This window comes from Polaromonas sp. P1_F8, from assembly GCF_056405635.1.
This window is the reverse complement of sequence record NZ_JBFUBS010000001.1, coordinates 195,301-217,987: the sequence shown is the minus strand read 5'-3', so window position 1 is coordinate 217,987 and position 22,687 is coordinate 195,301. Positions and strand designations below refer to the sequence as shown.

Below are 22,687 nucleotides of genomic sequence, written 5' to 3'. Positions count from 1 at the left end.
CTTTAGCGAGCGGCTGCCACGGCGGCCCCGTCAACGGGAGTCCGTGGACGCTCCGGCGGCAAATCAGCCGCGGCTTTCATTTCTGCTTCGTGGCGCCATTCGGCCACCGACTTGATGACCAGCGTGACCAGCGCGAGGATGGCCAGCAGCGATGCCACGGCGAATGCAGCCACCGACTGGTATTCGTTGTACAGAATTTCCACATGCAGCGGCAGCGTGTTGGTCTGCCCACGGATGTGGCCCGACACCACCGACACCGCGCCAAACTCCCCCATGGCCCGTGCGTTGCACAAGATGACGCCATACACCAGGCCCCACTTGATGTTGGGCAAGGTTACATGCCAGAAAGTTTGCCAACCGGTGGCGCCCAGCACGATGGCGGCCTGCTCTTCGTCGTTGCCCTGCGCCTGCATCAGCGGAATCAGCTCCCGCGCGATGAACGGAAACGTCACAAACACGGTGGCCAGCACAATGCCGGGCACGGCAAAAATGATCTTGATGTCATGCGCCAGCAGCCACGGCCCGAACCAGCCCTGCGCGCCGAAGATCAGCACGTAGATCAGACCCGCCACCACGGGCGACACGGAAAACGGCAGGTCTACCAATGTCGTCAACACCGACTTGCCGCGGAATTCATACTTGGCAATCGCCCAGGCCGCAGCCACACCAAACACCAGGTTCAGCGGCACCGCAATCGCGGCGGCAATCAGTGTGAGCTTGATGGCCGACCAGGCGTCGGGTTCCTGCAGCGCGGCAATGTAGGCGCCAAAGCCCTTGCGCAGGCCTTCGGTGAACACGGCGGCCAGCGGCAGGATCAAAAACAGGAACACAAACAGCAACGCCACCGTAATCAACGTGTAGCGCACCCAGCGTGCTTCGGTGGTGCCGGCGGTGACACGGCGTTTTGAAGGCAGTGCACTCATGCTGGTGCTCCCGTATTACGGCGTTGCCAGGTCTGCAGGCCGTTAATGACCAGTAGCAACACAAATGACACCAGCAGCATGACCACCGCCACGGCGGTTGCGCCGGCATAGTCATACTGCTCCAGCTTGCCGATGATGATGAGGGGCGTGATTTCAGAAATCATGGGCATGTTGCCGGCGATGAAGATGACCGATCCGTATTCGCCAATCGCTCGCGCAAAGGCCATGGCAAAACCGGTGAGCAGCGCGGGCGTGATGTGCGGCAGGATGACCTTGGTAAAAATCTGCAGGCGCGTGGCGCCCAGCGAGGTGGCGGCTTCCTCGAGTTCTTTCTCGGCGTCTTCCAGCACCGGCTGCACCGTGCGCACCACAAACGGCAGGCCGATGAAAATCAACGCAATCACCACACCGGCCGGCGTGAAGGCCAGCTTGATACCCATGGGCTCAAGGTACTGGCCTATCCAGCCGTTGCCGGCCAGCAAAGCCGTGAGCGAAATGCCGGCCACGGCTGTGGGCAGCGCAAAAGGCAAGTCCACCAGCGCATCGACGATTTTTTTACCCGGAAATTTGTAGCGCACCAGCACCCAGGCCAGCAGCAGGCCAAACACCAGGTTGACGAGCGCAGCGATCAGCGAAGCCCCAAACGTGAGGCGGTAAGACGCCAGCACACGCGGCGACGTCACCGCCGTGATGAACTGGTCCCAGCTCAGCGTGAACGTTTTGAAAAATAGCGCCGAGATCGGGATCAGCACGATCAGGCTGAGGTACAGCACGGTGTAGCCCAATGTGAGACGGAAACCGGGCAAGACCCGCCTGGCGGCTCTTTTGTTACCCGCAGGGATGCCCGGCGCCACCGCGGAAGGCGGCGCCACAGAAGACAAGGCAGTCATGGTGGTGCGGTCTACTTGACGGTATACAGCTTGTCGAACTGGCCGCCGTCATTGAAGTGCACTTTTTGCGCTTCACCGAGGCTGCCAAAGACGTCTTGCACCGTGAAGAGTTGCAGCGGCTTGAAGGTGCTGGCGTACTTTTTCAGGATGGCCTGCGAGCGTGGGCGCAATGCATGGCGTGCAGCAATCTCCTGGCCTTCGTCTGAATAGAGGTAGTTCAGGTAGGCCTTGGCCAGCTCGGCCGTGCCCTTCTTGGCCACGGTGCGCTCCACCACCGCCACCGGGTTTTCCGCCAGGATGCTGATGGACGGGTAGACCGCGTCCACCTTGCCTTCGCCAAACTCTTTGTTCACCGACAGCACTTCGGACTCAAACGTAATCAGCACGTCGCCAATATTGCGTTGCAGGAACACGGTGGTCGCGTCGCGCCCGCCCTTGCCCAGCACCGGCACGTTTTTGTAGAGCTTGCCGACGAACTCGGCGGCCTGCGCATCGGTGGCGCCCTTCTTCTTCGCGTAACCCCAGGCGGCCAGATAGGCGTAGCGGCCATTGCCGCCGGTTTTCGGGTTCACCAGAATCACCTGGATGCCGGGCTTGACGAGGTCGTCCCAGTCCTTGATGCCCTTGGGGTTGCCGTTGCGCACCAGGAACAGCATGGTCGAGGTGGTGGGCGATGCATTGTCTGGAAACTTCTTCGCCCAGTCTTTGGCCACCACACCGGCGCCGGCCAGGAAGTCCACGTCGGTCGACGTGTTCATGGTGACCACATCGGCATCCAGGCCGTCGGCTACCGAGCGTGCAATGGCGCTGGAGCCACCGTGCGACTGGTCAATCTTGATGTCTTTGCCCGTGGTCTTTTTGTAGTGGGCAATGAAAGCGGCGTTGTATTCCTTGTAAAACTCGCGCGCCACGTCATACGAGCCATTGAGAAGCGTTTGTGCCGAGGCCGTGCCGGAGAATGAAGCGCCCGCGGCCAGTGCCAGCGTTGCAAGCGCGATTTTTATTTTTGAAGAAGTCATGCCGTTTCCAGGGATCCAAAAGAAGAAGACGAAGAATTTGCCGAAGAAGAAAAATCCAGATGCGGTGCCGTCAGCGACGCATCGCCTGCCAGCGACTGCAGCAACGCAATGCCCAGCGGCCATTCGCCGTGGCCCGACTCCACATTGATATGGCCGGCGTCCTGCATGCGCACAAATTCGCTGCCCCAGGCGCGGGCATAGGCACCGGCCAGGCGCACCGGGCAATACGGGTCGTTGCTGCTGGCCACCAGCACGCTGCGGTAAGGCAGCTTCTGGTAGGGCACGGGCGCAAAGTCGCTCAGCACGGCGCGGCGCTCCGGGTCCGCCGGCGCCACCAGCAAGGCGCCATGAATACGCTCTGCCGCCTCCGGCGGCAGATGCGTGGTGGCAATGCAGCCCAGGCTGTGCGCCACGATCACGACCGGCTCGTCCTGCAGCACGATGGTGTTGGCCAGCGACGCGACCCAGGCCTTGCGCGAAGGCGTGATCCAGTCGTCCTGGCGCACGCGCACCGCATTGCTCAGGCGTTCGGCCCACAGGCTTTGCCAGTGGCCGGGGCCCGAGTCACGCCAGCCAGGGACGATGATGAAACGCACTTCGCGTGAACCCGTCTGATTACTTGTTGGGTTGCGGCGTGACGCGCAGGTACGGCTTGATGGCCTTGAAGCCCTTGGGGAAACGCTGGGCAAGTTCAGCCGGGTCTTGCAGGCTGGGCACGATGATCACGTCGTCGCCGTCTTTCCAGTTCACCGGCGTGGCCACCTTGTAGCCGTCGGTCAGCTGCAGCGAGTCAATCACGCGCAGGATCTCGTCGAAATTGCGGCCCGTGCTGGCGGGGTAGGTGAACGTGGTGCGGATGGCCTTTTTCGGGTCGATGATGAACACGCTGCGCACGGTGGCCGTGGGGCCGGTGCTCAGGGCATTCGGGTGAATCATGTCGTACAGGTTGGCCACCTTGCGGTCGGCATCGGCCAGGATGGGGAAATTCACCGTGGTGTTTTGCGTCTCGTTGATGTCGTTGACCCACTTGCCGTGGGATTCCAGCGCATCCACGCTGATGGCGATGGGCTTGACGTTGCGCTTGGCAAATTCACCGCTCAGGGCTGCGGTCTTGCCGAGTTCGGTGGTGCAGACGGGTGTGAAGTCTGCGGGGTGCGAAAACAGCACCACCCATGAATCGCCAGCCCATTCGTGAAAAGAAATCTTGCCGGCGGTGGAGTCCTGGGTGAAATCGGGGGCGGTGTCGCCGAGTCTGAGAGTGGTCATGCTGTGCTCCTTGATTGCTGATCAAAGCATTGTGGGGAGCAAGCGTTAAAACTCAAAAGAATATATCGCTCTTAATTTATCTCAATAAACGAATAACGATTCAAGGAACTGGCATTTTCTGGTGCTACGGTTTTGATAGCTGCTTGCGCCCAGCGTTATTGGGTTACTGGCCATTTTTGTCTCTAATAGCTGCGCCGAAAGCACCCTGGCAGCGTCAAAATACGGCCCCAACACCCTGATTCAAGGAGCTTCAGGGGGCGTTTTCAAGCACAAGAATTGGCTCCAGCCCAATAACATCGGGCGCAAGCAGCTATCGTATTGATAGCAATCTGGCACAGGTCCCGCAGGGGCGCCCGCCCTGCAGCCGGCAGCTCAGGCCGGTGAGCCCGAGAGCTCCGTCTTCAGGTGCGCCAGAAAGGCCTGCGCCGCGCGCGAGAGCGTGCGGCCCGTCGCCGTCTGCACTTCCACATTGCGCAAATCCAGGCCACGGTCACGCAGGCGTATGCAGGCAAACTCGCCGCGCTGAACCTTGTAGCGCACCGATATTTCGCCCGCAATGGTGACGCTTTCCGGGTAATGGCGCAAAAAGTCGTTCAGGCTGGTGATGTAGTTGCTGGTGAGCACCGGCGAAACAGTCAGGCCCTGCAGGCTGCAGGCGATGTCAAACAGCTGGCGCACGGTGGTGTTTGTTTCCGGCAGCACGATCGGATAGGCCAGCAGCTGCTTCAGGTTGATCTGTTTGAACTGGGTCAGCGGATGGTCGTAGCGCATGGCCGCCATCACCGGCGACGGCTGCAGGTGCTCTACCTGAATGCCGCTTTCGGGCGTGCGGCTCATGGTGAGGCCGATGTCGGCATCCCCATGCAGGACGCGGCGCGAGCATTCCGCCGGGGGGTGCGCACCCAGGTGAAACTGGATGCCGGGATGGGTCTTCATGAAGTCGCCGATGGCCTTGGGCAGGAACTCCATCGCAAAACCTTCGGTGCAGGCCAGGCGCACCCGCCCGCGCTGCATGCCTTGCAGCGCCTGGATCTCATGCACCACCCGCTCCGAGTCGTGCGCCGATTTAAGCGCGTGCACGGCCAGCATCTCCCCGGCAGCGCTGGGCACCATGCCCCTGGGATGGCGGTCAAAAAGCGTTGCGCCCAGCAGGTCTTCCAGGTGCGCGATGTGGCGGCTGATGGCCGACCCCGCCACATTCAGGCGCTGGGAGGCTTCGCTGATGGAGCCGCAGCGCACGACCTCCAGGAAGTAGCGCAGCGCGGTGTCCTGCAATTGACGGGCAACCTGGGGAGAAAGGGTCATGGGCGTCGGGTGATGGCGGAGCTGTTGGGCATGGGGCAGCCAGAGCATTGCCGATTTGGCAACGCAATCATACATATTCTCTAATGCATGGAATGGTCTTTCGGTCTGGTTCTTGCGCAGAATGAGCCGTCTCCACTCCCCACGCCATGACGAAGGACTTTTATGAAGCAATTTTTCACCACGATGGTGCGTCAAAGTTTTGTGCTTGCGGCCTTCGGTGCAGGCCTGACTGCAGCCCATGCCGGCAAAGCCAACGACACCCTGGTTTACGCCTCGGACAGCGAGGTTGAGAACGTCAGCCCGTACCACAACAACATGCGTGAAGGCGTGATCCTGGCCAACCTGGCCTGGGACACGCTGGTCTACCGGGACCCCAAAACCGGTGAGTTCAAACCCCAGCTGGCCACCGCCTGGAAATGGGAATCCGCCACCGCGTTGCTGGTCACCTTGCGCCAGGGTGTCACCTTCCACAACGGTGACAAGTTCAGCGCCGACGATGTGGCCTACACCTTCAATGTGGTCACGGCGCCGGAAGCCAAGATCGCCACGCGCCAGAACACGGGCTGGATCAAAAACGTCGAAAAGCTCGGCGACTACCAGGTCCGCATCAATTTGAAGGCGCCGTTTCCGGCCGCGATGGACTACCTGGCCGGGCCCACGCCGATCTACCCCGCCGCTTACATGAAGAAGGTGGGCCTGGAGGGCTACAGCAAGGCGCCCATTGGCACCGGCGCCTACAAGATCACCGCGGTGGTGCCAGGCCAGGGCGTGACCATGGTGAAGAACACGGCCTACTTCAAGGAAAGCCCGGCCGGCCAGCCGAATATCGGCACGGTGAAGTTTGTGGTGATCCGCGACCCGGAAGCGCGCGTGGCCCAGCTGATGACGGGCGCGGTGGACTGGATCTGGCGCGTGCCGTCCGACCAGGCCGAGTCGCTCAAGTCCAGGCCCAACACCACCGTGTTGAGCGGTGAAACCATGCGCGTGGGTTTCATGTCGATCAACAGCAACGGCACCACGCCGGAAGCCCTGCCCTTCAAGGACATTCGCGTACGCCAGGCCGTCAACCACGCCATCAACCGCAAGGGCCTGGCCGACAGCCTGGTGCGCGGCGGCAGCCAGCCGGTGTATTCGCCGTGCTTTCGCACCCAGTTCGGCTGCGAAACCGAAAAAGAGGTGAAGTACACCTACGACCCGGCCAAGGCCAAGGCACTGCTGGCGGCCGCGGGTTACCCCAACGGCTTCGACACCGACCTGTGGGCTTACCGCGAGCGTGAATATGCCGAAGCCATGGTGGGCGACCTGCGCAAGGTGGGCATACGCGCGCGCCTGCATTTTGTGCAGTACCCGGTGCTGCGCACCGAAATCTACTCGGGCCGCGCGCCGCTGACCTTCCAGTCCTGGGGATCGTTCTCCATCAACGATGCGTCCGCGTTTGTCGGCAACTACTTTGAAGGCGGCCCGGACGACACGGCCAAAGACCCGCAGGTGATTGCACTGCTGAAAACTGCCGACAGCACAGTGGACAAAACCGAGCGAAAAAAGAAATATGCGCAGGCCCTGCAGCGCATCAGCGAGCAGGCCTATATGGCACCCATGTTCTCCTACTCCACCAACTACGCCTTCACGCCGGACCTCAAATTCACGGCGCATGCGGACGAGCTGCCGCGCTTCGGCCAGGCCAGCTGGAAGTAGCCACGACGGCCTGGCCGTGCGCCGCATGGCTGGGCTGACCCGCGCAGTCCGCTAACGCAACAACCGGGGCATTCCCATGCTGCAATACATATTCCGCCGCTTTCTGGTGGCCCTGAGCGTCATGCTCACGGTGGCCGTCGTCAGTTTCATGCTGCTGCACCTTTCCGGCGACCTGGCGGCCTCCATCGCCGGCGCCGAGGCCAACGCGGCGGCTGTCGAGGAAGTGCGCGTCCAGTACGGACTGAACCGCCCCATCACCACCCAGTTTTTTGACTGGCTGTGGGGCGCGCTGCACCTGGACTTCGGGCGTTCGTTCTTCTTCCAGAACACCGTGATGGAACTCATCGGCGAGCGCCTGCCCATCACGCTCAAGCTGGGCGCCGTGTCCCTGCTGCTGGCGGTGTCGGTGGCAATTCCGCTGGGCGTGCTGGCCGCCGTCTACCGCGACACCTGGATAGACCGGCTGGCCCTGATGGTGGCGGTGGTCGGCCAGGCCATGCCCAACTTCTGGTTTGCGCTGACGCTGATCCTGCTCTTCGCCGTCGGGCTGCACTGGCTGCCCGTTGCGGGCAACACCACCTGGCAGCATTTTGTGTTGCCGGCCATTGCGCTGGGCTACTACGCCATGCCCTCGCTGATGCGCCTGACGCGCGCGGGCATGCTCGACGTGCTGGGCGCAGACTACATCCGCACCGCGCGCGCCAAGGGCCTGAGCCCGGCGCGCGTGGTGTTCAAGCACGCCTTGCGCAACGCCATCATTCCGGTTGTCGCCCTGGCGGCCGTGGAGCTGGGTTTCATGCTGGGCGGCTCGGTCGTCATTGAGTCGGTCTATTCCATGCAGGGCCTGGGCCAGCTCGCCTGGGACTCCATTTCGCGCAACGACTACCCCGTGGTGCAGGCCGTGGTGCTGATCATCGCCGTGTTCTACATCGGGCTGACCTTCCTGGCCGATGTCTTCAACGCCGCGCTCGACCCCCGCATGCGCACACGCTAGGACATCACCATGAACGCTCCTTCCCCGACCGTTTCCGCCGCGCCGGCGCTGCCGCTGCCGCCCATTCCCGCGTGGCGCCGCAGCCTGCGGCGTGTGCTGGGCCACCGCGGAATGCTGCTGGGCAGCATCCTGCTGGGCCTGGCCGTGGTGGCCGCCCTGTTCGCGCCCTGGCTCAGCCCGCATGACCCGTATGCGCAGGACGTGACCCAGCGCCTGATCCCGCCGTTGTGGCACGACAAGGGCAGCTGGGAGCACATCTTCGGCACCGACAAGCTCGGCCGCGATTACCTGAGCCGCCTTTTGTACGGCGCCCGCGTTTCGCTGGGCATCGGGCTGGTCGCGGCGCTGGTGTCCGGGCTGATCGGCACCACCATGGGCGTGCTGGCGGGCTATTTCGGCGGCCGCGTCGACGCCGTGGTCAGCTACATCATCACCACCCGGCTGGCCATGCCGGTGGTGCTGGTGGCGCTGGCAACGGCTTCCCTCATCGGCGGCTCATTGCAGGTGGTCATCATCCTGCTGGGCCTGTTGCTGTGGGACCGCTTTGCCATCGTCACGCGCTCGGCCACGCAGCAGCTGCGCGATGCCGAATTCATCGCCGCCGCCAAGGCGCTCGGCGCGTCCACGCCCTACATCCTGGTGCGCGAACTGCTGCCCAACCTGATGGGCCCGTTGACCGTGGTGGCCACGCTGGAGATGGCGCACGCGATTTTGCTGGAGTCCACCCTCTCCTTCCTGGGCCTGGGCGTGCAGCCGCCCACGCCGTCATGGGGGCTGATGGTGGCCGAAGGCAAGGCCTACATGTTCTTCCAGCCCTGGGTGATCCTGGTGCCCGGGGTGGTGCTGGCCCTGCTGGTGCTGGCCATCAACCTGGTGGGCGACGGCCTGCGTGACCTGACCGCGCCCGACGGCCGCAACTGAAAGGGAACCCCATGGACATTTTGTTGGACGTGAAAAACCTGCGTGTGGACCTGCCGACACCGGGCGGCATGCTGCACGCCGTGCGCGGCATCGACTTCCAGGTGCGGCGCGGGGAAATGCTGTGCCTGGTCGGCGAATCCGGCTGCGGCAAGTCGATGACGTCGCTCGCGCTGATGGGCCTGCTGCCGCGCAAGGCGGTGCGCACCGCCGACCACATCCACTTTGACGGCGTGGACCTGCAGGGCCTGCCCGAGCGGGAAATGTCCCTGCTGCGCGGCTCGCGCATGGCGATGATTTTCCAGGAGCCGATGACGGCGCTGAACCCGTCGTACACGCTGGGCGACCAGCTGTGCGAGGCGCTGCGCGCGCACCGCAAGGTCAGCATGGCGCAGGCGCGTGAACGCGCGCTGTACCTGCTCGAACGCGCTGGCGTTCCGCAGGCCGCAGACCGTTTGCGGCAGTACCCGCACCAGCTCTCGGGCGGCCTGCGCCAGCGCGTGGTGATTGCCATGGCCCTGATGTGCGAGCCGGACCTGATCATTGCCGACGAGCCCACCACCGCGCTGGACGTCACCATCCAGGCGCAGATCCTGCGGCTGATCCGTGAGCTGCAAAAAGAATTCGGCACCGCGGTGGTCTTCATCACCCACGACCTCGGCGTGGTGGCGCGCATCGCCGACCGCGTGGCCGTGATGTATGCGGGCGAGGTGGTGGAAACCGCGCCGGTGGCCGAACTGTTCGCCCATCCCGCCCATCCCTACACCCGCGGGCTGCTCAACTGCATTCCGGTACGCGGCAAAACCCTGCCCGGCAGCCGCCTGCAGGCGATCCCCGGCGTGGTGCCCAGCCTGGTGGGCAAGGTAGAGGGCTGTGCCTTTGCCAACCGCTGCAGCCAGGTACAGGCGGGCTGCGCCGCCACCCCACCCTATGTGGCGCTGGACGCGGAGCATGCCGTGCGCTGCGTCGCGGCTTCACCCTTGCTGGCGGAGGCCGCATGAACCCCACCACCCCTTTGGCGACGCCCCCGGGCGGCAGTGAAGACATTGCGCTGGAGCTGTGCGCGCTCAGCCGCGTCTTCAAACTCAAGCGCGGGCTGTTCACGGCGCCCGGTGAAATCAGGGCGGTGAATAACGTCTCCCTGCGCATCCGCAAGGGCGAAACCCTGGGCCTGGTCGGGGAGTCCGGCTGCGGCAAAAGCACCCTGGCCAAAATGCTGCTCGGGTTGCTGCCGCCCACCTCCGGCAATGTGCTGGTCAACGGCAAGGAAGTCGACAGCAGCCAGCGCCGCGCCCTGGCACGCCACATCCAGCCCATCTTCCAGGACCCGTATTCGTCGCTGAACCCGCGCCGCACGGTGGGTGACATCGTGCGTGTGCCCCTGGCCCTGCACCGGGTGGGCACCGCCCAGGAGCAGCATCGCAAGGTGCGCGAAATGCTCGATCTGGTCGGCATGCCCGAGCGCACACACAGCCAGTACCCCAACCAGCTTTCGGGCGGGCAGCGCCAGCGCGTGGCGATTGCGCGGGCGCTGGTGCTGCGACCCGACATCCTGATCTGCGACGAACCGACATCGGCGCTTGATGTGTCGGTGCAGGCGCAGATCCTGAACCTGCTGATGGACCTGAAGGCCGAGTTCGGGCTGACCTACTTCTTCATCAGCCATGACCTGGGTGTGGTCGAACACCTGGTGGACCGCGTGGCCGTGATGCACCGCGGCGCCATCGTCGAGCTGGGCACGCGCGAACAGGTCTTTGCCCGGCCCGAGCACCCCTACACCCGCATGCTGCTGGCCTCTGCCCTCACGCCCGAGCCCGGGCTGGGCGTGCCCGACATCGCCGCCGAAGCCATCGCCTGACGTTTTACCCCTCCATTTCAACCGCGCAATTTCCCTTCAATTTCAAGGACCTCTCATGAGCCGTACCCAAGCCGTTGCCCAAACCCTGGCCTGTTTCGACGACGGGCGTTTCCAGCAAACGCTGGACCGCCGCGTTGCCTACAAAACCGAAAGCCAGGACGCTGCCAGCGGCCCCATCCTGCACGCCTATCTGCAGGACGAAATCACGCCCAAGCTCAAGGAGCTGGGCTTTGCCTGCCGCATCGTCGACAACCCAGTGCCGGGCAAAAGCCCTTTCCTGCTGGCCGAACGCATCGAGCCCGGCGCCGCTTTCACCGTGCTGACCTACGGCCACGGCGACGTGGTGCGCGGCTACGATGCCCAGTGGCGTGAAGGCCTGAGCCCCTGGAAGATCGTGGTGGACGGCAACCGCTGGTACGGCCGCGGCACCGCCGACAACAAGGGGCAGCACACCATCAACCTGACCGCGCTCGAGCAGGTGCTGGCCGTGCGCAGCGGGCGCCTGGGCTACAACGTGAAAATCATCCTGGAAATGGGCGAAGAAGACGGCTCACCGGGCCTGAACGAAGTGTGTGCCCTGCACCGCGATGCGCTGGCGGCCGACCTGTTCCTGGCCTCCGACGGCCCGCGTGTGTCGGCGTCCCGCGCCACGCTGTTTCTCGGCTCGCGCGGCGTCTTCAACTTCGACCTGCACCTCAAGCTGCGCGACGGCGGCCACCATTCGGGCAACTGGGGCGGCCTGTTGCGCAACCCCGGCATCCGCCTGGCCCATGCGATTGCCAGCCTGGTGGACGCCCATGGCCGCATCCTGGTGCCCGGCCTGCTGCCCACCGCCATTCCGGCCAGCGTGCGCACCGCGCTGCAGGACATCGAGGTCGGCGGCGGCCCGAACGATCCCGAGATCGATCCCGACTGGGGCGAGCCCGGCCTCTCGCCGGCCGAGCGCGTGATCGGCTGGAACAGCCTGGAGGTGCTGGCCTTTACCACCGGCAACCCGGCCATGCCGGTGCATGCCATTCCGGCCGAGGCGCGCGCGCACTGCCACATGCGTTATGTGGTGGGCAGCGACCCGGCGAATTTTCTGGCGCACATCCGCAAGCACCTGCTGGCCCACGGCTTTGACGATGTGGAAGTGCGCGGCACCGACATGACCATGGCCGCCACCCGCCTCGACCCCGACAATGCCTGGGTGCGCTGGGGCATGGCTTCCATCGAACGCAGCACCGGCCGCCGCCCGGCCCTGTTGCCCAACCTCGGCGGCTCGCTGCCGAACGACGTGTTTTCTGAAACGCTGGGCCTGCCCACGCTGTGGGTGCCGCATTCGTACCCTGCCTGTTCCCAGCACGCCCCGAATGAACACATCCTGGTGGACACCACCCGCGAGTCGCTGCAGATCATGGCCGGCATGTTCTGGGACCTGGCCGAAGAAGGCGCCGGCGTGATGCAGGAATGCGCATGAGCGCCGCAACTACCACCGCGATGACCGCCGTGACGAACGACGTACAAGCGCCAGGCTGCTCCGCCACCGAATGGCTGGCCGGCCAGCGCCCCGCCATGCAGGCGGCCCTGGCCACACTGGTCGACATCGACTCCAGCAGCCACGACAAGCCGGGCACCGACCGCGTGGCCCAGGCCATGGCGGGCTGGCTGCAAACCGCCGGCATCAGCGCCGAACACCGCGGTGATGTCGCCGAGGGCGACGTGCTGCTGGCCCGCCTGCCGGGCGCGCAACCTGCGGCAGCGCCGGTGGTGTTAATGGGCCACCGCGACACCGTGTTCCCCACCGGCACCGTGGCCCAGCGCCCCTGGCGCGTGGACGGCGAGCGCGGCTACGGCCCCGGCGTGTCCGACATGAAGTCCGGGCTGGTGCTGCAATGTTTTGTGATGATGGCGCTGCAGAAGCTGCCGCCGTTGCCCTTCCCGGTGCTGGGCCTCTTCACGGCCGACGAAGAAATCGGCTCGCAAAACGGCCGCATCGCCATCGAAACCCATGCGCGCGGCGCGCGGGCAGTCTTCAACTCAGAGCCCGGCCGCGTCAGCGGCAACCTGGTCACCGAGCGCAAGGGCGGCGCCACCTTTTTGATCGAAGTCACCGGTCGCGCCGCCCACTCGGGCATGAATCACGCCGACGGCGCCAGCGCCATCGGCGCCCTAGCGCAGCTGGTCACTGCCTTGCATGCCTTGACGGATTACAGCTGCGGCATCACCACCAATGTCGGCCTGATCAGTGGCGGCATGTCCACCAACACCGTAGCGCCCGCCGCGCAGGCCAAGCTCGACGTGCGCTTTCGCACCCTGCCCGAACGCCAGGCGGTGTTCGCCAGCATCCACGCCCTGGCCGCCGCGCCCGGCGTGCCGGGTACCACCATCCGCATCACACAAATGTCGGAGTCGCTGCCCCTGGAGCCCGAGGCCAGCAGCGACCTGATGCAGCGCTACAAGGCCAGCGCGGCCCTGGTCGGTTTCGACGTGGCCGGAGAAGCCACGGGCGGTTGCTCCGACGCCGGGTTTACCGCTTCGCTCGGTATTCCCACGCTGTGCGGTGTCGGCCCGGTGGGCGCCAAGGCGCATACCGATAACGAATACTGCTGCCTAGATACGCTGGTGCCGCGTGCGCAGGCACTGGTCAAGACGGTGTTGAGTTTGGCCTGAGCGTACTTCGCCGTAGGAGGCGAGAGGCAACCCACGACTGTCAAGTTTCGCGTCGATGTGACCCGCTTTTTTTTCGCAGTTGCTTGACCCATCAAAATCCTGGGATTGTCAGCCTTGCGCCAAGGCGTCACCAGTGGCTCAGCGCCCGATGAAAAAGTGGATCAAACAAGCACGAAACTCCACACTCACGTCCGTCATTTGGCTCGGGTTCATCTTGATTGCATACCGCGCGCGCAATGGTGCTTCCCGCCTTTCATTGCCGCTAACCACAAGAATAGCCCGTTAAGCACACAAAGCGTACCGGGTACGTATAGATGCAACTGCCGGAAGCATGCCCAGCCTACGATAAGGCAGAGCAGGATGAATATCCAGAAGACATCTCGGCGAAGCGCTGGAAACCGTGCTCGTGTTGCGAGGACAAGCAGATTCGCGACGGTGAATACAACGGACCATAGCAAAAGAGGCAAGGACCATATCTCGCTTTGTCGAAATAGCGTCTCAACCGCGTAAGCCATCGCCACCGAGCCCGGATGCTCCAGTCGTGGATGACGGTTTTCCAGCGGAAGCGTTTTCATGTCCAGTAGCCGCGAAGCCGAAGGCGAGATGATGACGATGCGCCCGCGCAAGTTGGGTCTCGCGCCCTCCAACAACCGATGGAAGCTAATGCGCGGAATGGTCGCAACCGCGAAAGGGTAGTCTATTCCCCAGCCTGCTTCCCCACCGCCGCGAAACGCGGGCTCGCGCGGGCTCAGCCTTGGAGAGGAGCGGCAGGGCTTTGCTACAGCTTCGCAATATGCCATGTAGATAGCTTCGGAGAAGCTTTGATATCCCTGCACCAAAGGTACTGCCGTGACTTGCCCGTTCGCGCTGACGGAGGCGAGTACGTGACCTTTTCGTCGTGCCATCTGCGCCAGTGCGAGATAGAGGCCGGGGGGCGAACTGCCATCGAGCGCCAGCACGAGGCGCGACTGCTCGCTAGCTACCATTTCAATCAAAGCGTCGTCGGGTCGCGCAGGGGGTTCGGTAAACATGACGTCGATCGCCACGACGGCGGCCCCTGCATCAAGCGCCGAAAGCGCTGCTCGCGCATAGTAGCTTCGCTGCAGCGGCCAACCGCCCAAGGCAACGAGGGTTGCATCATCGATATCGACAATTGTGACTGGGGCGACCGGACCCGTCTGCGATGATGGAAACCGCTCCGCATAGACGTCCGCCTCGATTGACTGAAGGCCTTCACAGGAGGCCAAACATGCCGCAGCCAAGCCCGCCGCTAAGACGCAACGGAATGCTTGCAAGGTCTTCTGGAACGATAGCATCTAAGTAAATCCTATCCTCGTATTCCACATGAGGCAGTATTAGTGGAAATTGGCAGGTGTATCTTGGGCGGATTGAAGCAGGCAATGCCACCGTTTCTCGTTAGACATGTGGCAATCTCGCTTGGGCGTTGAACCCAGTCCGGCGCCTTACTCATCGACCTGTTGAACAACTCCGTAGGCGATGGTATCGGGACAGGTGCTACCTCATCGTCGACGTCATTTTGGGAGGTTCCGCGAGGCTCCAGTCCCTGGGATCGCGGAACCGTACAGGATCCCCACATCCCAGCGCCAGGCAATTGCATCATCACTCTGCCGCATGATGATGCGTGGCGCACCGATCTGATCAGTTGGGACGTTGTACAGACTGATGGCAATGTCGCTGGCTGCTGCCGTGCCCGTCTGCTTGTTCACCCCGACCGGCAAGCCCATGTAAATGGTTTCGTAGAGCGGTGCTCCTTTGGCGTCGTACTCACCCAGCAGCTGGCCTGACTCGTCATAGACATAGTAAGCCGCTCCGGTTGGTGCGCAATTCAACAAGGTGATGAAAGATTTTGTGGCGACCTAACGACGGACACCATTTGCTTCTGCGTTCAATTCTCCCGAAAAAGGCGCTGCCTACTCTAAGCGGCCGCGGTGTCGCCTGCTCATGTTCAGTTGTTGTGACGTAGGTAAATTTTTCCCATCGCGTGTGGGTTACCTCTGCTCGGTCCGCGCCCAAAACGCTTGAGTAAAACGTTTGCTGGACTTCCTCTGCGTTAACTAATGAAAACGACTTGTGGCGGCCAGACGACGAGTGCGATTTGATTTGGTTTGCCGGAGCCATTCAACATAAACTGGCAATGGCTACCAATAAATAACGAACGGGCAGGGAGTGTATGACTCAGGCAGAAGCAGCTGTGGCGAAGGAGACGCCAGCGCACGCGCAAAGAACCAATAAGACAAGTTGTATTGCCGCCGTCTCTGTCGCCAATGTGTCTTCTCGTGCCGCACACTACGGTTTGCCTGCCCTACTCCCGTTTGCCCGTTTTCATCGGGGGACCATCTACCCGGCCAATCCGGCTTCCCGGCTTGGGTGATGGCTTTCACTCCCGTAGCCAAACTCGAACGCAAGATGCCCATCGCTACGGCGCGTGAGACAGACTTGAAAAAGCTGGTAGATCAGGGCTATAACTCCGGCCACGCCACGCAAGAAAAAACCCGCGAACGCGTTGAGCTCAAGCGCGACCTGGCCAGCCAGTGCGAAAACCTCTCTACCTTGAAGGCACCTGTTGCAGGTGTAGCGCAGCAACTCGCTATTCGCACTACAGGCGGCGGCGTCACCGAAGCACAGGCTCTGATGATCATCGTGACTGAGGGCACGCAGGTCACGGCCGACTCCGTGAATCACAAGAAGCGAGGTACCGTTTTTCCGGTGACGCTGGCCCTAAAGACTAAACAAATTGATGTGGACGGAAAGATGATTCAGTTGGTACCCGGCATGAACCTCGCCGCTGAGATTAGGACGGGGAGCGACGGGTGATTGAGTTTTACTGAGCCCGATTCAGCGGGCGGGTAGTGAGAGTTTGAGGGAGCGATAGAAATCATCCGAACCGCTTTGAAATTATTAATTTCCACCGAAATTAATAAAAGCCATGGATATTGACAGAATACCGGTGACACAAATACAGGTAAGAAAAGCGGACACACAAGAGTTATGCGCAGAATACTGAGCACAGCCAATTACCCTTTTTTTTGGGGGCCGGCAGAGCATTCTTTGCAGGCTTATTACCGGCGCCTTAATCATCTAGCTTTCATAGTAGCTCCGTTGATGTTTCTGATTAATGAGTTACTGGTGCGTCCCGATTTAATACTTTACAAAAAAGCCTCCAATGCACTGTGGTCGATCATTGCACTTGCATTTAATGCCCAACTTACGCTAGATCAAAACATGACAGTCTTTGTCGTATTCGTTATCTACGCTGCATGCTTGTGGGCTAGCGTGCTTTTGTTGCCAAAGTGGAGTATGAGACCCAGCGAAATTGGCATGAAATCTGGATTACCTCCTAGAGATACCAACTATGAAAATGTTTACTTCTGGATTTCCAATTCGATCGAGAAGTATGCATACATATTCTGGAACTCAGTTCTCATACCCTTTTCATTTTTCTTCGGTTCGTTTCTTATTGGTATGTTTATCAACCTAATTAGGATTTTGTAATGAGTGATTCTCCCGCTATCACGCTCGGTAGTTTACTGACGGCCACACTTGGCGTTGTTGATTCTGGTTCCACCCAAGGAGGTTCACCCAGTCCTACTAACTCCGCTGCGCTTAAGGCAAATATCATTGGCTTTGGCGCAACTATTGCCCCTTTTTTGCCCGGTGGATTCGGCGCAGTTGTGGGAGCTGTCGGTTCTGGAGCGAACGGCGTTGGGCTGGGACTAAATATTGGGGGTCTATTTACGGGAACTCCAGCAGAACGTTTAGGTGCAGGATTAGGAGCTATAGGAGCTGTTGCTGGAATTATTGCTTCAAACCCTTTTGTACCACCTCAAGTTCGCTTGGGTGCTATTTTGGCGCAAGCAGCTTTCACTGGATTGTCAGGTGCAGTTAGTCGAAATCAACAAGGTGTTAACAACGCTATCAACGACGCTATTGACGGGCTGGCAAAAGCAATAGATTGGCTAAGTGATGCTATTGACGATATTGACGATACTGACGATATTGACTCTGACGTTAATCGCGATTTTGAAGCTGCTCGGAGGTTCGTTGTACGCAGAGATCCTCTAATTGTTGATCTCGATGGCGACGGCCTGGAACTGGCAGGCGCCAACGGCGCTACCCTCTTTGACCACAACGCCGACGGCATTAAAACCGGCACCGGCTGGGCCAGACCCGATGACGGGTTTCTGGTGCGCGACCTCAACGGCAACGGCGCGATAGATACCGGCCGGGAGCTCTTTGGTGTAGACACTATCAAGAGCAACAACACACTGGCTACCGATGGCTTCGATGCCTTGCGTGACCTGGACGCCAACGGCGATGGCTTTATCACCAGTGCAGATGCTGCATTTGGCGAACTCAAGATTTGGCAGGACGCCAACCAGGACGGTATTACCCAAAGCGGCGAGCTCAAAACCCTGAGCGAGCTCAACATCACCAGCATTGGTGTCAACGGCAGCAACACGGGCCCACAAGCGGGGCAAGTGATCAACAACAACACAGTGGCCCTGAGTACCACCTTTACACAGAACGGTCAGACACATACTGTTGGTGCGATCGATTTGGAAGTCAACAACTTCTTTACCGAGTTCCCGCCGGAGGTGGTGGACGAGGCCGGTAACCCCGTTCCCATCACCGAGCAGGCCCGGGCATTGCCGCAGATGAATGGCTCTGGAATGGTGCGCAACATGCGAGCCGCAGCCAGCATTGACGGTGATTTTGCGACAGCGTTACAAACCTACGCAGAAACTACCACGCGTACTGGGCAGCGCGGGCAGCTTGATGAGTTGATCAAGAAGTGGTCTGAAACGTCGAGTTTCGCGCCGAGCATGTTGAGCACCGGTGGAGTCAACATCGTCTACACCATGCCTGAAGGCGTGTCGGTAGCGCATTTCGTCACCATGATCGAGGTGCTTGAAAAATTTAATGGTAGCCGTTTCTATGGTGACCAGAACGGCGGGCCAAGGCCCGCAGGCTACGCGATCCAAGCCGTGACGGAGCCCAGCACAGGCAACATCACCTATACCTATATCGTCAGCCCCCCAGCCCAGCAGGTCGCGTTGCTTCAGCAGGCCTACGACGCATTGAAAGAAAGTGTGTACTCCGCACTTGTTGTTCAGACCCGTTTGAAGCCCTACCTCCACAGCATTGAGCTGGCGATTGATGAGACCGGCGTTCATTTCGATACCACCGCTGCGCAGGCCATGGCCAACACCCGGGCTGCGAGTGACACGTACAACACAGCCATCGACCTGGTTGAGCTGCACAAGTACGCCTCCGCCACGGTTAAAGCAGTGGGCTGGGAACCCTATTTCACGCTCCAGAGCATCCTTGAAAACAACACCAACACGCCTGAAATTCAGGCCATGCTTGCGGCGGAGCATGTCGCTGTACTGGGAAGTGGCGATACCAACCACGCGGTGCAGGACAACGCAAACTGGGCGGTGGTTGGCAGTGCCGGCGCCAACGTGATTTCTGGCGGCGGAGGCAACGACGAGTTGTATGGCGGCGCCGGCAATGACACCATCAATAGCGGTGCGGGCGTTAACCTGCTGGATGGGGGCGACGGTGACGACGTGCTGTACGCCGACCAAACCTCTACCTCCAACACCCTGATCGGTGGTGCCGGTAATGACACGCTGAGCGCGTTTTACTACGGCCCGAACAACAACGTGTTTGAAGGCGGAACCGGTGATGACAACATCGTCGGCACGTGCTTTACAGACACCTACAAATTCAACCTGGGCGACGGCCACGACACCATCCAGGAAAATCAGTCAATCAGCCCCACGCCAGTCGACAAATTGATCTTTGGTGCAGGCATACTGGTCAGCGATATCAGCAGCTACCGGGTGGGCAACGACATGGTCTTTGCCCATGTCAATGGCACCGACAAGATTACGGTGACAGGCTGGTTTGCCGACATCGGCTACCAGATCGAGCGGGTCGAGTTTGCTGACGGGACGGTGTGGAACTCGGTGGACTTGACGGTCGCAGGCCTGATCGTCACCGGCACGGCCGGCGACGACATCATGACCGGCACACCCATGGGCGATACCTTGCTTGGCATGGGCGGTAACGACACTATTACCGGCGCAGCCGGCACAAACATCCTCGACGGTGGTGATGGCGACGACGTGCTGTACGGAGAGCAAAACTCCACATCCAACACCCTGATTGGCGGTGCGGGAAATGACACGATGAGTGTCTTTTACTATGGCCCCGGCAACAATGTATTTGAGGGCGGTACGGGCAACGACAACATCACTGGCGGCTGCTTTGTGGATACCTACAAATTCAATCTGGGTGATGGCCACGACACCATCACCGAGAACCAGTCGACGGGCCCCACGCCAATCGACAAGCTGGTCTTTGGCGCCAACATACAGGCTGGCGACATCAGCAGCTACCGGGTGGGTAACGACATGGTCTTTGCCCATGTCAATGGCACCGACAAGATTACGGTCATCGGCTGGTTTGCCAATTCCGGTTACCAGATCGAACGGGTCGAGTTTTCGGATGGAACAATCTGGAATTCGGCTGATCTGACGGTTGCAGGCCTGATCGTCACCGGCACTACCGGCGACGACGTTATGACCGGCACGGTCATGGACGACATTCTTCACGGTGGTGCTGGCAACGACGACATCCGCGGAGGCGCAGGCGTGAACATCCTCGACGGCGGCGACGGCGATGACGTGCTGTACGGCGAGCAAAGCTCCACCTCCAATACCCTGATTGGCGGCGCCGGAAACGACACCTTGAGTGCCTTCTACTACGGCCCGAACAACAACGTGTTTGAGGGCGGAACAGGCGACGACACCATCGTCGGCACGTGCTTTACAGACACCTACAAGTTCAACCTGGGCGACGGGCAGGACACCATCACCGAGAACCAGTCCAACTTCAGGCCGACTGACACGCTGGTGTTCGGCGCGGACATTCTGGTTGCAGACATCAGCTTTGTTCGCGTGGGCAACGACATGGTATTCAGCCATGCCAATGGCACCGACAAGATCACCGTCAAGGGTTGGTTTGCCGACTCGGGTTACCAGATCGAGCGGGTCGAGTTTGCTGACGGCACTGTGTGGCTGGAACCGGCCCTGACCTCGGCCGGGCTGGAAGTTACCGGTACGGCCGGTAACGATGTAATGACCGGAACGGTCATGAACGACATCATTCACGGTGGCGCTGGCAACGACGACATCCGCGGGGGTGCAGGCGTGAACATCCTCGACGGCGGCGACGGCGATGACGTGCTGTACGGCGAGCAAAGCTCCACCTCCAACACCCTGATTGGCGGCGCAGGCAACGACACCTTGAGTGCCTTCTACTACGGCCCGAACAACAACGTGTTTGAGGGTGGAACAGGCAACGACACCATCGTCGGCACGTGCTTTACAGACACCTACAAGTTCAACCTGGGCGACGGGCAGGACACCATCACCGAGAACCAGTCCAACTTCAGGCCGACCGACACGCTGGTGTTTGGCGCGGGCATTCTGGTTAGTGATATCAGCTTGGGTAGGTCAGGCAATGACATGATCTTCCGCCATGCCAACGGCACCGACAAGATTACGGTGACAGGCTGGTTTGCCGATACCGGCTACCAGATCGAGCAGGTCGCGTTCGCCGATGGCACGGTCTGGGATTCTGCCTATATGGCCAGTATGTCCGGCCTGACCCTGACGGGAACCGGCACTTTGCAGGGATCACAGTACGACGATGTACTGACCGGCATGGGCGCACTGGGACACCTGATTGGCGGCGCCGGCAACGACCTGCTGACGGTTCCGCACAACACCGGCACGATTGGCGCGAACACCTATGAAGGTGGAACGGGCGACGACACGCTCATCGGCAGCTATTGTGCAGACACTTATGTGTTCAACCTGGGTGACGGCCACGACACCATCACTGATGACGTGCGCTTTTATCCCAATTCGGGCGGACCGGATTATTTCACTGCACATCCAGACGACGCAGCCTACCGGGATACGCTGGTGTTCGGCGCAGGCATTGCCCAGCAAGACGTAACCGTCTCGCGCACCGGCAATGACGCCGTGTTTACGCTCAATAGCGGCGCTGACAGCATCACCGTCAAGGACTGGTATGACGGCACCATCTTCAGCAAGCTGGAGAAAATTGAGTTTGCCGACGGTAGCAGCTGGTCTTCCACAGATGTGGAGCAAATCCAGACCCATGGCGGTTCGGTGTCGGCAGGCAACGACGCGCCGTGGGCCCTTCAGTCCATATCAGCGCAGCAGGCCCGGGAAGACGCGGCCTGGAGCCTGGCGGTACCCCAAAATGCTTTCCGTGATTTTGATGGTGATGCGCTTGTTTACAGTGCAGCCTTGGCGGACGGCACGGCGCTGCCGAGCTGGCTGAGCTTTAATGCCGCTACCCGTACTTTCACCGGCACGCCTGGAATGGGCGACATCGGGGCCCTGTCCTTGAAAGTCTTTGCAACCGACACCTCGGGTGCATCGACCCATATTGGTTTTGCGCTGAACGTACTGGAGGGCTTGGGACTCAACCTGACGGGGACCGGGACGCTTCAGGGAAGCCGGCACGACGACGTGCTGACATCCGGAGGGTACGGCACGCATCTGATAGGGGGTGCAGGCAACGACACACTGACCGTTCCGCACTACGACGGGACCAATTTCGACAATATTTACGAGGGAGGCACCGGTAACGATACATTGATTGGCAGCTATGCCAAGGACACGTATCTCTTCAACCTCGGTGACGGAAGCGACACCATTACGGATGACGTACGGTTCTACCCCAATGCAGCGGCACCGGATTATTTCGCAGCACACCCGGACGCCCCGAGTTATCGGGATACGCTGGTGTTCGGTGCAAACATCACTGATGACCAGCTCTGGTTCCGGCAAACCGGAAACGACCTCGAGGTGTCAGTCATCGGTACGACAGACAAGATCACGGTGAAAGACTGGTACGCCAGCATGTTCAACCAGATCGAAGTCTTTCAGGTGAGTGATGGGCATGCCTTGCTCAACACCCAGGTGCAAAACCTCGTGCAAGCCATGGCATCGTTCAGCCCGCCGGCAGCAGGTGAGACCACCCTGCCTGCCAGCTACCAGAGCAGTCTGGCGCCGGTGATTGCTGCCAACTGGCAGTAAATA

17 protein-coding genes are annotated in these 22,687 nt (G+C 61.0%); 9 read left to right on the top strand and 8 right to left on the bottom strand.

The window, feature by feature from the left end; translation table 11 throughout:
* Window positions 1–2: 2 nt before the first annotated feature.
* From cysW to AC1D1J_RS01045, 6 genes are all read right to left on the bottom strand, one after another.
* The gene (gene cysW / locus AC1D1J_RS01070) at window positions 3–923 is read right to left on the bottom strand and encodes a sulfate ABC transporter permease subunit CysW (RefSeq protein WP_477693651.1); all 921 of its coding nucleotides are present in this window, start codon (window positions 921–923) and stop codon (window positions 3–5) included.
* Complete coding sequence (gene cysT, locus AC1D1J_RS01065; RefSeq protein ID WP_477693650.1) at window positions 920–1,813, bottom strand: sulfate ABC transporter permease subunit CysT; 894 nt, start codon at window positions 1,811–1,813, stop codon at window positions 920–922. Before cysT ends, cysW begins: the two co-directional genes overlap by 4 nt.
* 11 nt (window positions 1,814–1,824) lie before the next feature.
* Complete coding sequence (locus AC1D1J_RS01060) at window positions 1,825–2,832, bottom strand: sulfate ABC transporter substrate-binding protein (protein WP_477686421.1); 1,008 nt, start codon at window positions 2,830–2,832, stop codon at window positions 1,825–1,827.
* Window positions 2,829–3,428, bottom strand: coding sequence for an RBBP9/YdeN family alpha/beta hydrolase (locus AC1D1J_RS01055; RefSeq protein WP_477686422.1), 600 nt, complete (start codon window positions 3,426–3,428; stop codon window positions 2,829–2,831). The genes AC1D1J_RS01060 and AC1D1J_RS01055 overlap by 4 nt, the downstream gene beginning before the upstream one ends.
* A 19-nt stretch (window positions 3,429–3,447) precedes the next feature.
* A complete protein-coding gene (locus tag AC1D1J_RS01050; RefSeq protein WP_477650913.1) occupies window positions 3,448–4,098 on the bottom strand; it encodes a peroxiredoxin in 651 nt (216 codons plus the stop codon).
* A 372-nt stretch (window positions 4,099–4,470) separates the two neighbouring features.
* Window positions 4,471–5,403 (bottom strand): LysR family transcriptional regulator, encoded by a 933-nt coding sequence (locus tag AC1D1J_RS01045; protein WP_477686423.1) that lies wholly within the window; start codon window positions 5,401–5,403, stop codon window positions 4,471–4,473.
* Window positions 5,404–5,586: 183 nt separating this feature from the next.
* Between AC1D1J_RS01045 and AC1D1J_RS01040 the strand changes: the two genes are divergently transcribed.
* From AC1D1J_RS01040 to AC1D1J_RS01010, 7 genes are all read left to right on the top strand, one after another.
* Window positions 5,587–7,098, top strand: a complete 1,512-nt coding sequence (locus tag AC1D1J_RS01040; protein ID WP_477650927.1) for an ABC transporter substrate-binding protein — start codon at window positions 5,587–5,589, stop codon at window positions 7,096–7,098.
* Between the two features lie 76 nt (window positions 7,099–7,174).
* Window positions 7,175–8,092, top strand: coding sequence for an ABC transporter permease (locus AC1D1J_RS01035; protein ID WP_457282713.1), 918 nt, complete (start codon window positions 7,175–7,177; stop codon window positions 8,090–8,092).
* 9 nt (window positions 8,093–8,101) lie between these two features.
* Window positions 8,102–9,013, top strand: a complete 912-nt coding sequence (locus tag AC1D1J_RS01030; protein WP_477693649.1) for an ABC transporter permease — start codon at window positions 8,102–8,104, stop codon at window positions 9,011–9,013.
* Between the two features lie 11 nt (window positions 9,014–9,024).
* Complete coding sequence (locus tag AC1D1J_RS01025) at window positions 9,025–10,011, top strand: ABC transporter ATP-binding protein (protein WP_477693648.1); 987 nt, start codon at window positions 9,025–9,027, stop codon at window positions 10,009–10,011.
* Entirely contained in the window at window positions 10,008–10,868 is an 861-nt protein-coding gene (locus AC1D1J_RS01020; RefSeq protein ID WP_477693647.1) for an ATP-binding cassette domain-containing protein, read from the top strand. The genes AC1D1J_RS01025 and AC1D1J_RS01020 overlap by 4 nt, the downstream gene beginning before the upstream one ends.
* 55 nt (window positions 10,869–10,923) lie before the next feature.
* Entirely contained in the window at window positions 10,924–12,327 is a 1,404-nt protein-coding gene (locus AC1D1J_RS01015) for a M20 family metallopeptidase (RefSeq protein ID WP_477693646.1), read from the top strand.
* Window positions 12,324–13,520, top strand: coding sequence for a M20 family metallopeptidase (locus tag AC1D1J_RS01010; protein ID WP_477693645.1), 1,197 nt, complete (start codon window positions 12,324–12,326; stop codon window positions 13,518–13,520). The genes AC1D1J_RS01015 and AC1D1J_RS01010 overlap by 4 nt, the downstream gene beginning before the upstream one ends.
* A 209-nt stretch (window positions 13,521–13,729) precedes the next feature.
* Here the strand turns inward: AC1D1J_RS01010 and AC1D1J_RS01005 are convergent, their stop codons facing one another.
* The gene (locus AC1D1J_RS01005; protein WP_477693644.1) at window positions 13,730–14,836 is read right to left on the bottom strand and encodes a CHASE2 domain-containing protein; all 1,107 of its coding nucleotides are present in this window, start codon (window positions 14,834–14,836) and stop codon (window positions 13,730–13,732) included.
* A 216-nt stretch (window positions 14,837–15,052) separates the two neighbouring features.
* The gene (locus AC1D1J_RS01000) at window positions 15,053–15,373 is read right to left on the bottom strand and encodes a hypothetical protein (RefSeq protein WP_477693643.1); all 321 of its coding nucleotides are present in this window, start codon (window positions 15,371–15,373) and stop codon (window positions 15,053–15,055) included.
* Between the two features lie 538 nt (window positions 15,374–15,911).
* Here AC1D1J_RS01000 and AC1D1J_RS00995 point away from each other — a divergent pair.
* Both AC1D1J_RS00995 and AC1D1J_RS00990 read left to right on the top strand, forming a co-directional pair.
* Complete coding sequence (locus AC1D1J_RS00995; protein ID WP_477693642.1) at window positions 15,912–16,355, top strand: hypothetical protein; 444 nt, start codon at window positions 15,912–15,914, stop codon at window positions 16,353–16,355.
* A gap of 1,370 nt (window positions 16,356–17,725) precedes the next feature.
* Entirely contained in the window at window positions 17,726–22,684 is a 4,959-nt protein-coding gene (locus AC1D1J_RS00990) for a calcium-binding protein (RefSeq protein ID WP_477693641.1), read from the top strand.
* Window positions 22,685–22,687 lie beyond the last annotated feature (3 nt).

Coding starts and splice junctions, on each gene's coding strand:
- cysW (WP_477693651.1), bottom strand. CDS start 923: ATGAGTGCACTGCCTTCAAAACGCCGTGTCACCGCCGGCACCACCGAA.
- cysT (WP_477693650.1), bottom strand. CDS start 1,813: ATGACTGCCTTGTCTTCTGTGGCGCCGCCTTCCGCGGTGGCGCCGGGC.
- AC1D1J_RS01060 (WP_477686421.1), bottom strand. CDS start 2,832: ATGACTTCTTCAAAAATAAAAATCGCGCTTGCAACGCTGGCACTGGCC.
- AC1D1J_RS01050 (WP_477650913.1), bottom strand. CDS start 4,098: ATGACCACTCTCAGACTCGGCGACACCGCCCCCGATTTCACCCAGGAC.
- AC1D1J_RS01045 (WP_477686423.1), bottom strand. CDS start 5,403: ATGACCCTTTCTCCCCAGGTTGCCCGTCAATTGCAGGACACCGCGCTG.
- AC1D1J_RS01040 (WP_477650927.1), top strand. CDS start 5,587: ATGGTGCGTCAAAGTTTTGTGCTTGCGGCCTTCGGTGCAGGCCTGACT.
- AC1D1J_RS01035 (WP_457282713.1), top strand. CDS start 7,175: ATGCTGCAATACATATTCCGCCGCTTTCTGGTGGCCCTGAGCGTCATG.
- AC1D1J_RS01030 (WP_477693649.1), top strand. CDS start 8,102: ATGAACGCTCCTTCCCCGACCGTTTCCGCCGCGCCGGCGCTGCCGCTG.
- AC1D1J_RS01025 (WP_477693648.1), top strand. CDS start 9,025: ATGGACATTTTGTTGGACGTGAAAAACCTGCGTGTGGACCTGCCGACA.
- AC1D1J_RS01020 (WP_477693647.1), top strand. CDS start 10,008: ATGAACCCCACCACCCCTTTGGCGACGCCCCCGGGCGGCAGTGAAGAC.
- AC1D1J_RS01015 (WP_477693646.1), top strand. CDS start 10,924: ATGAGCCGTACCCAAGCCGTTGCCCAAACCCTGGCCTGTTTCGACGAC.
- AC1D1J_RS01010 (WP_477693645.1), top strand. CDS start 12,324: ATGAGCGCCGCAACTACCACCGCGATGACCGCCGTGACGAACGACGTA.
- AC1D1J_RS01005 (WP_477693644.1), bottom strand. CDS start 14,836: ATGCTATCGTTCCAGAAGACCTTGCAAGCATTCCGTTGCGTCTTAGCG.
- AC1D1J_RS00995 (WP_477693642.1), top strand. CDS start 15,912: ATGGCTTTCACTCCCGTAGCCAAACTCGAACGCAAGATGCCCATCGCT.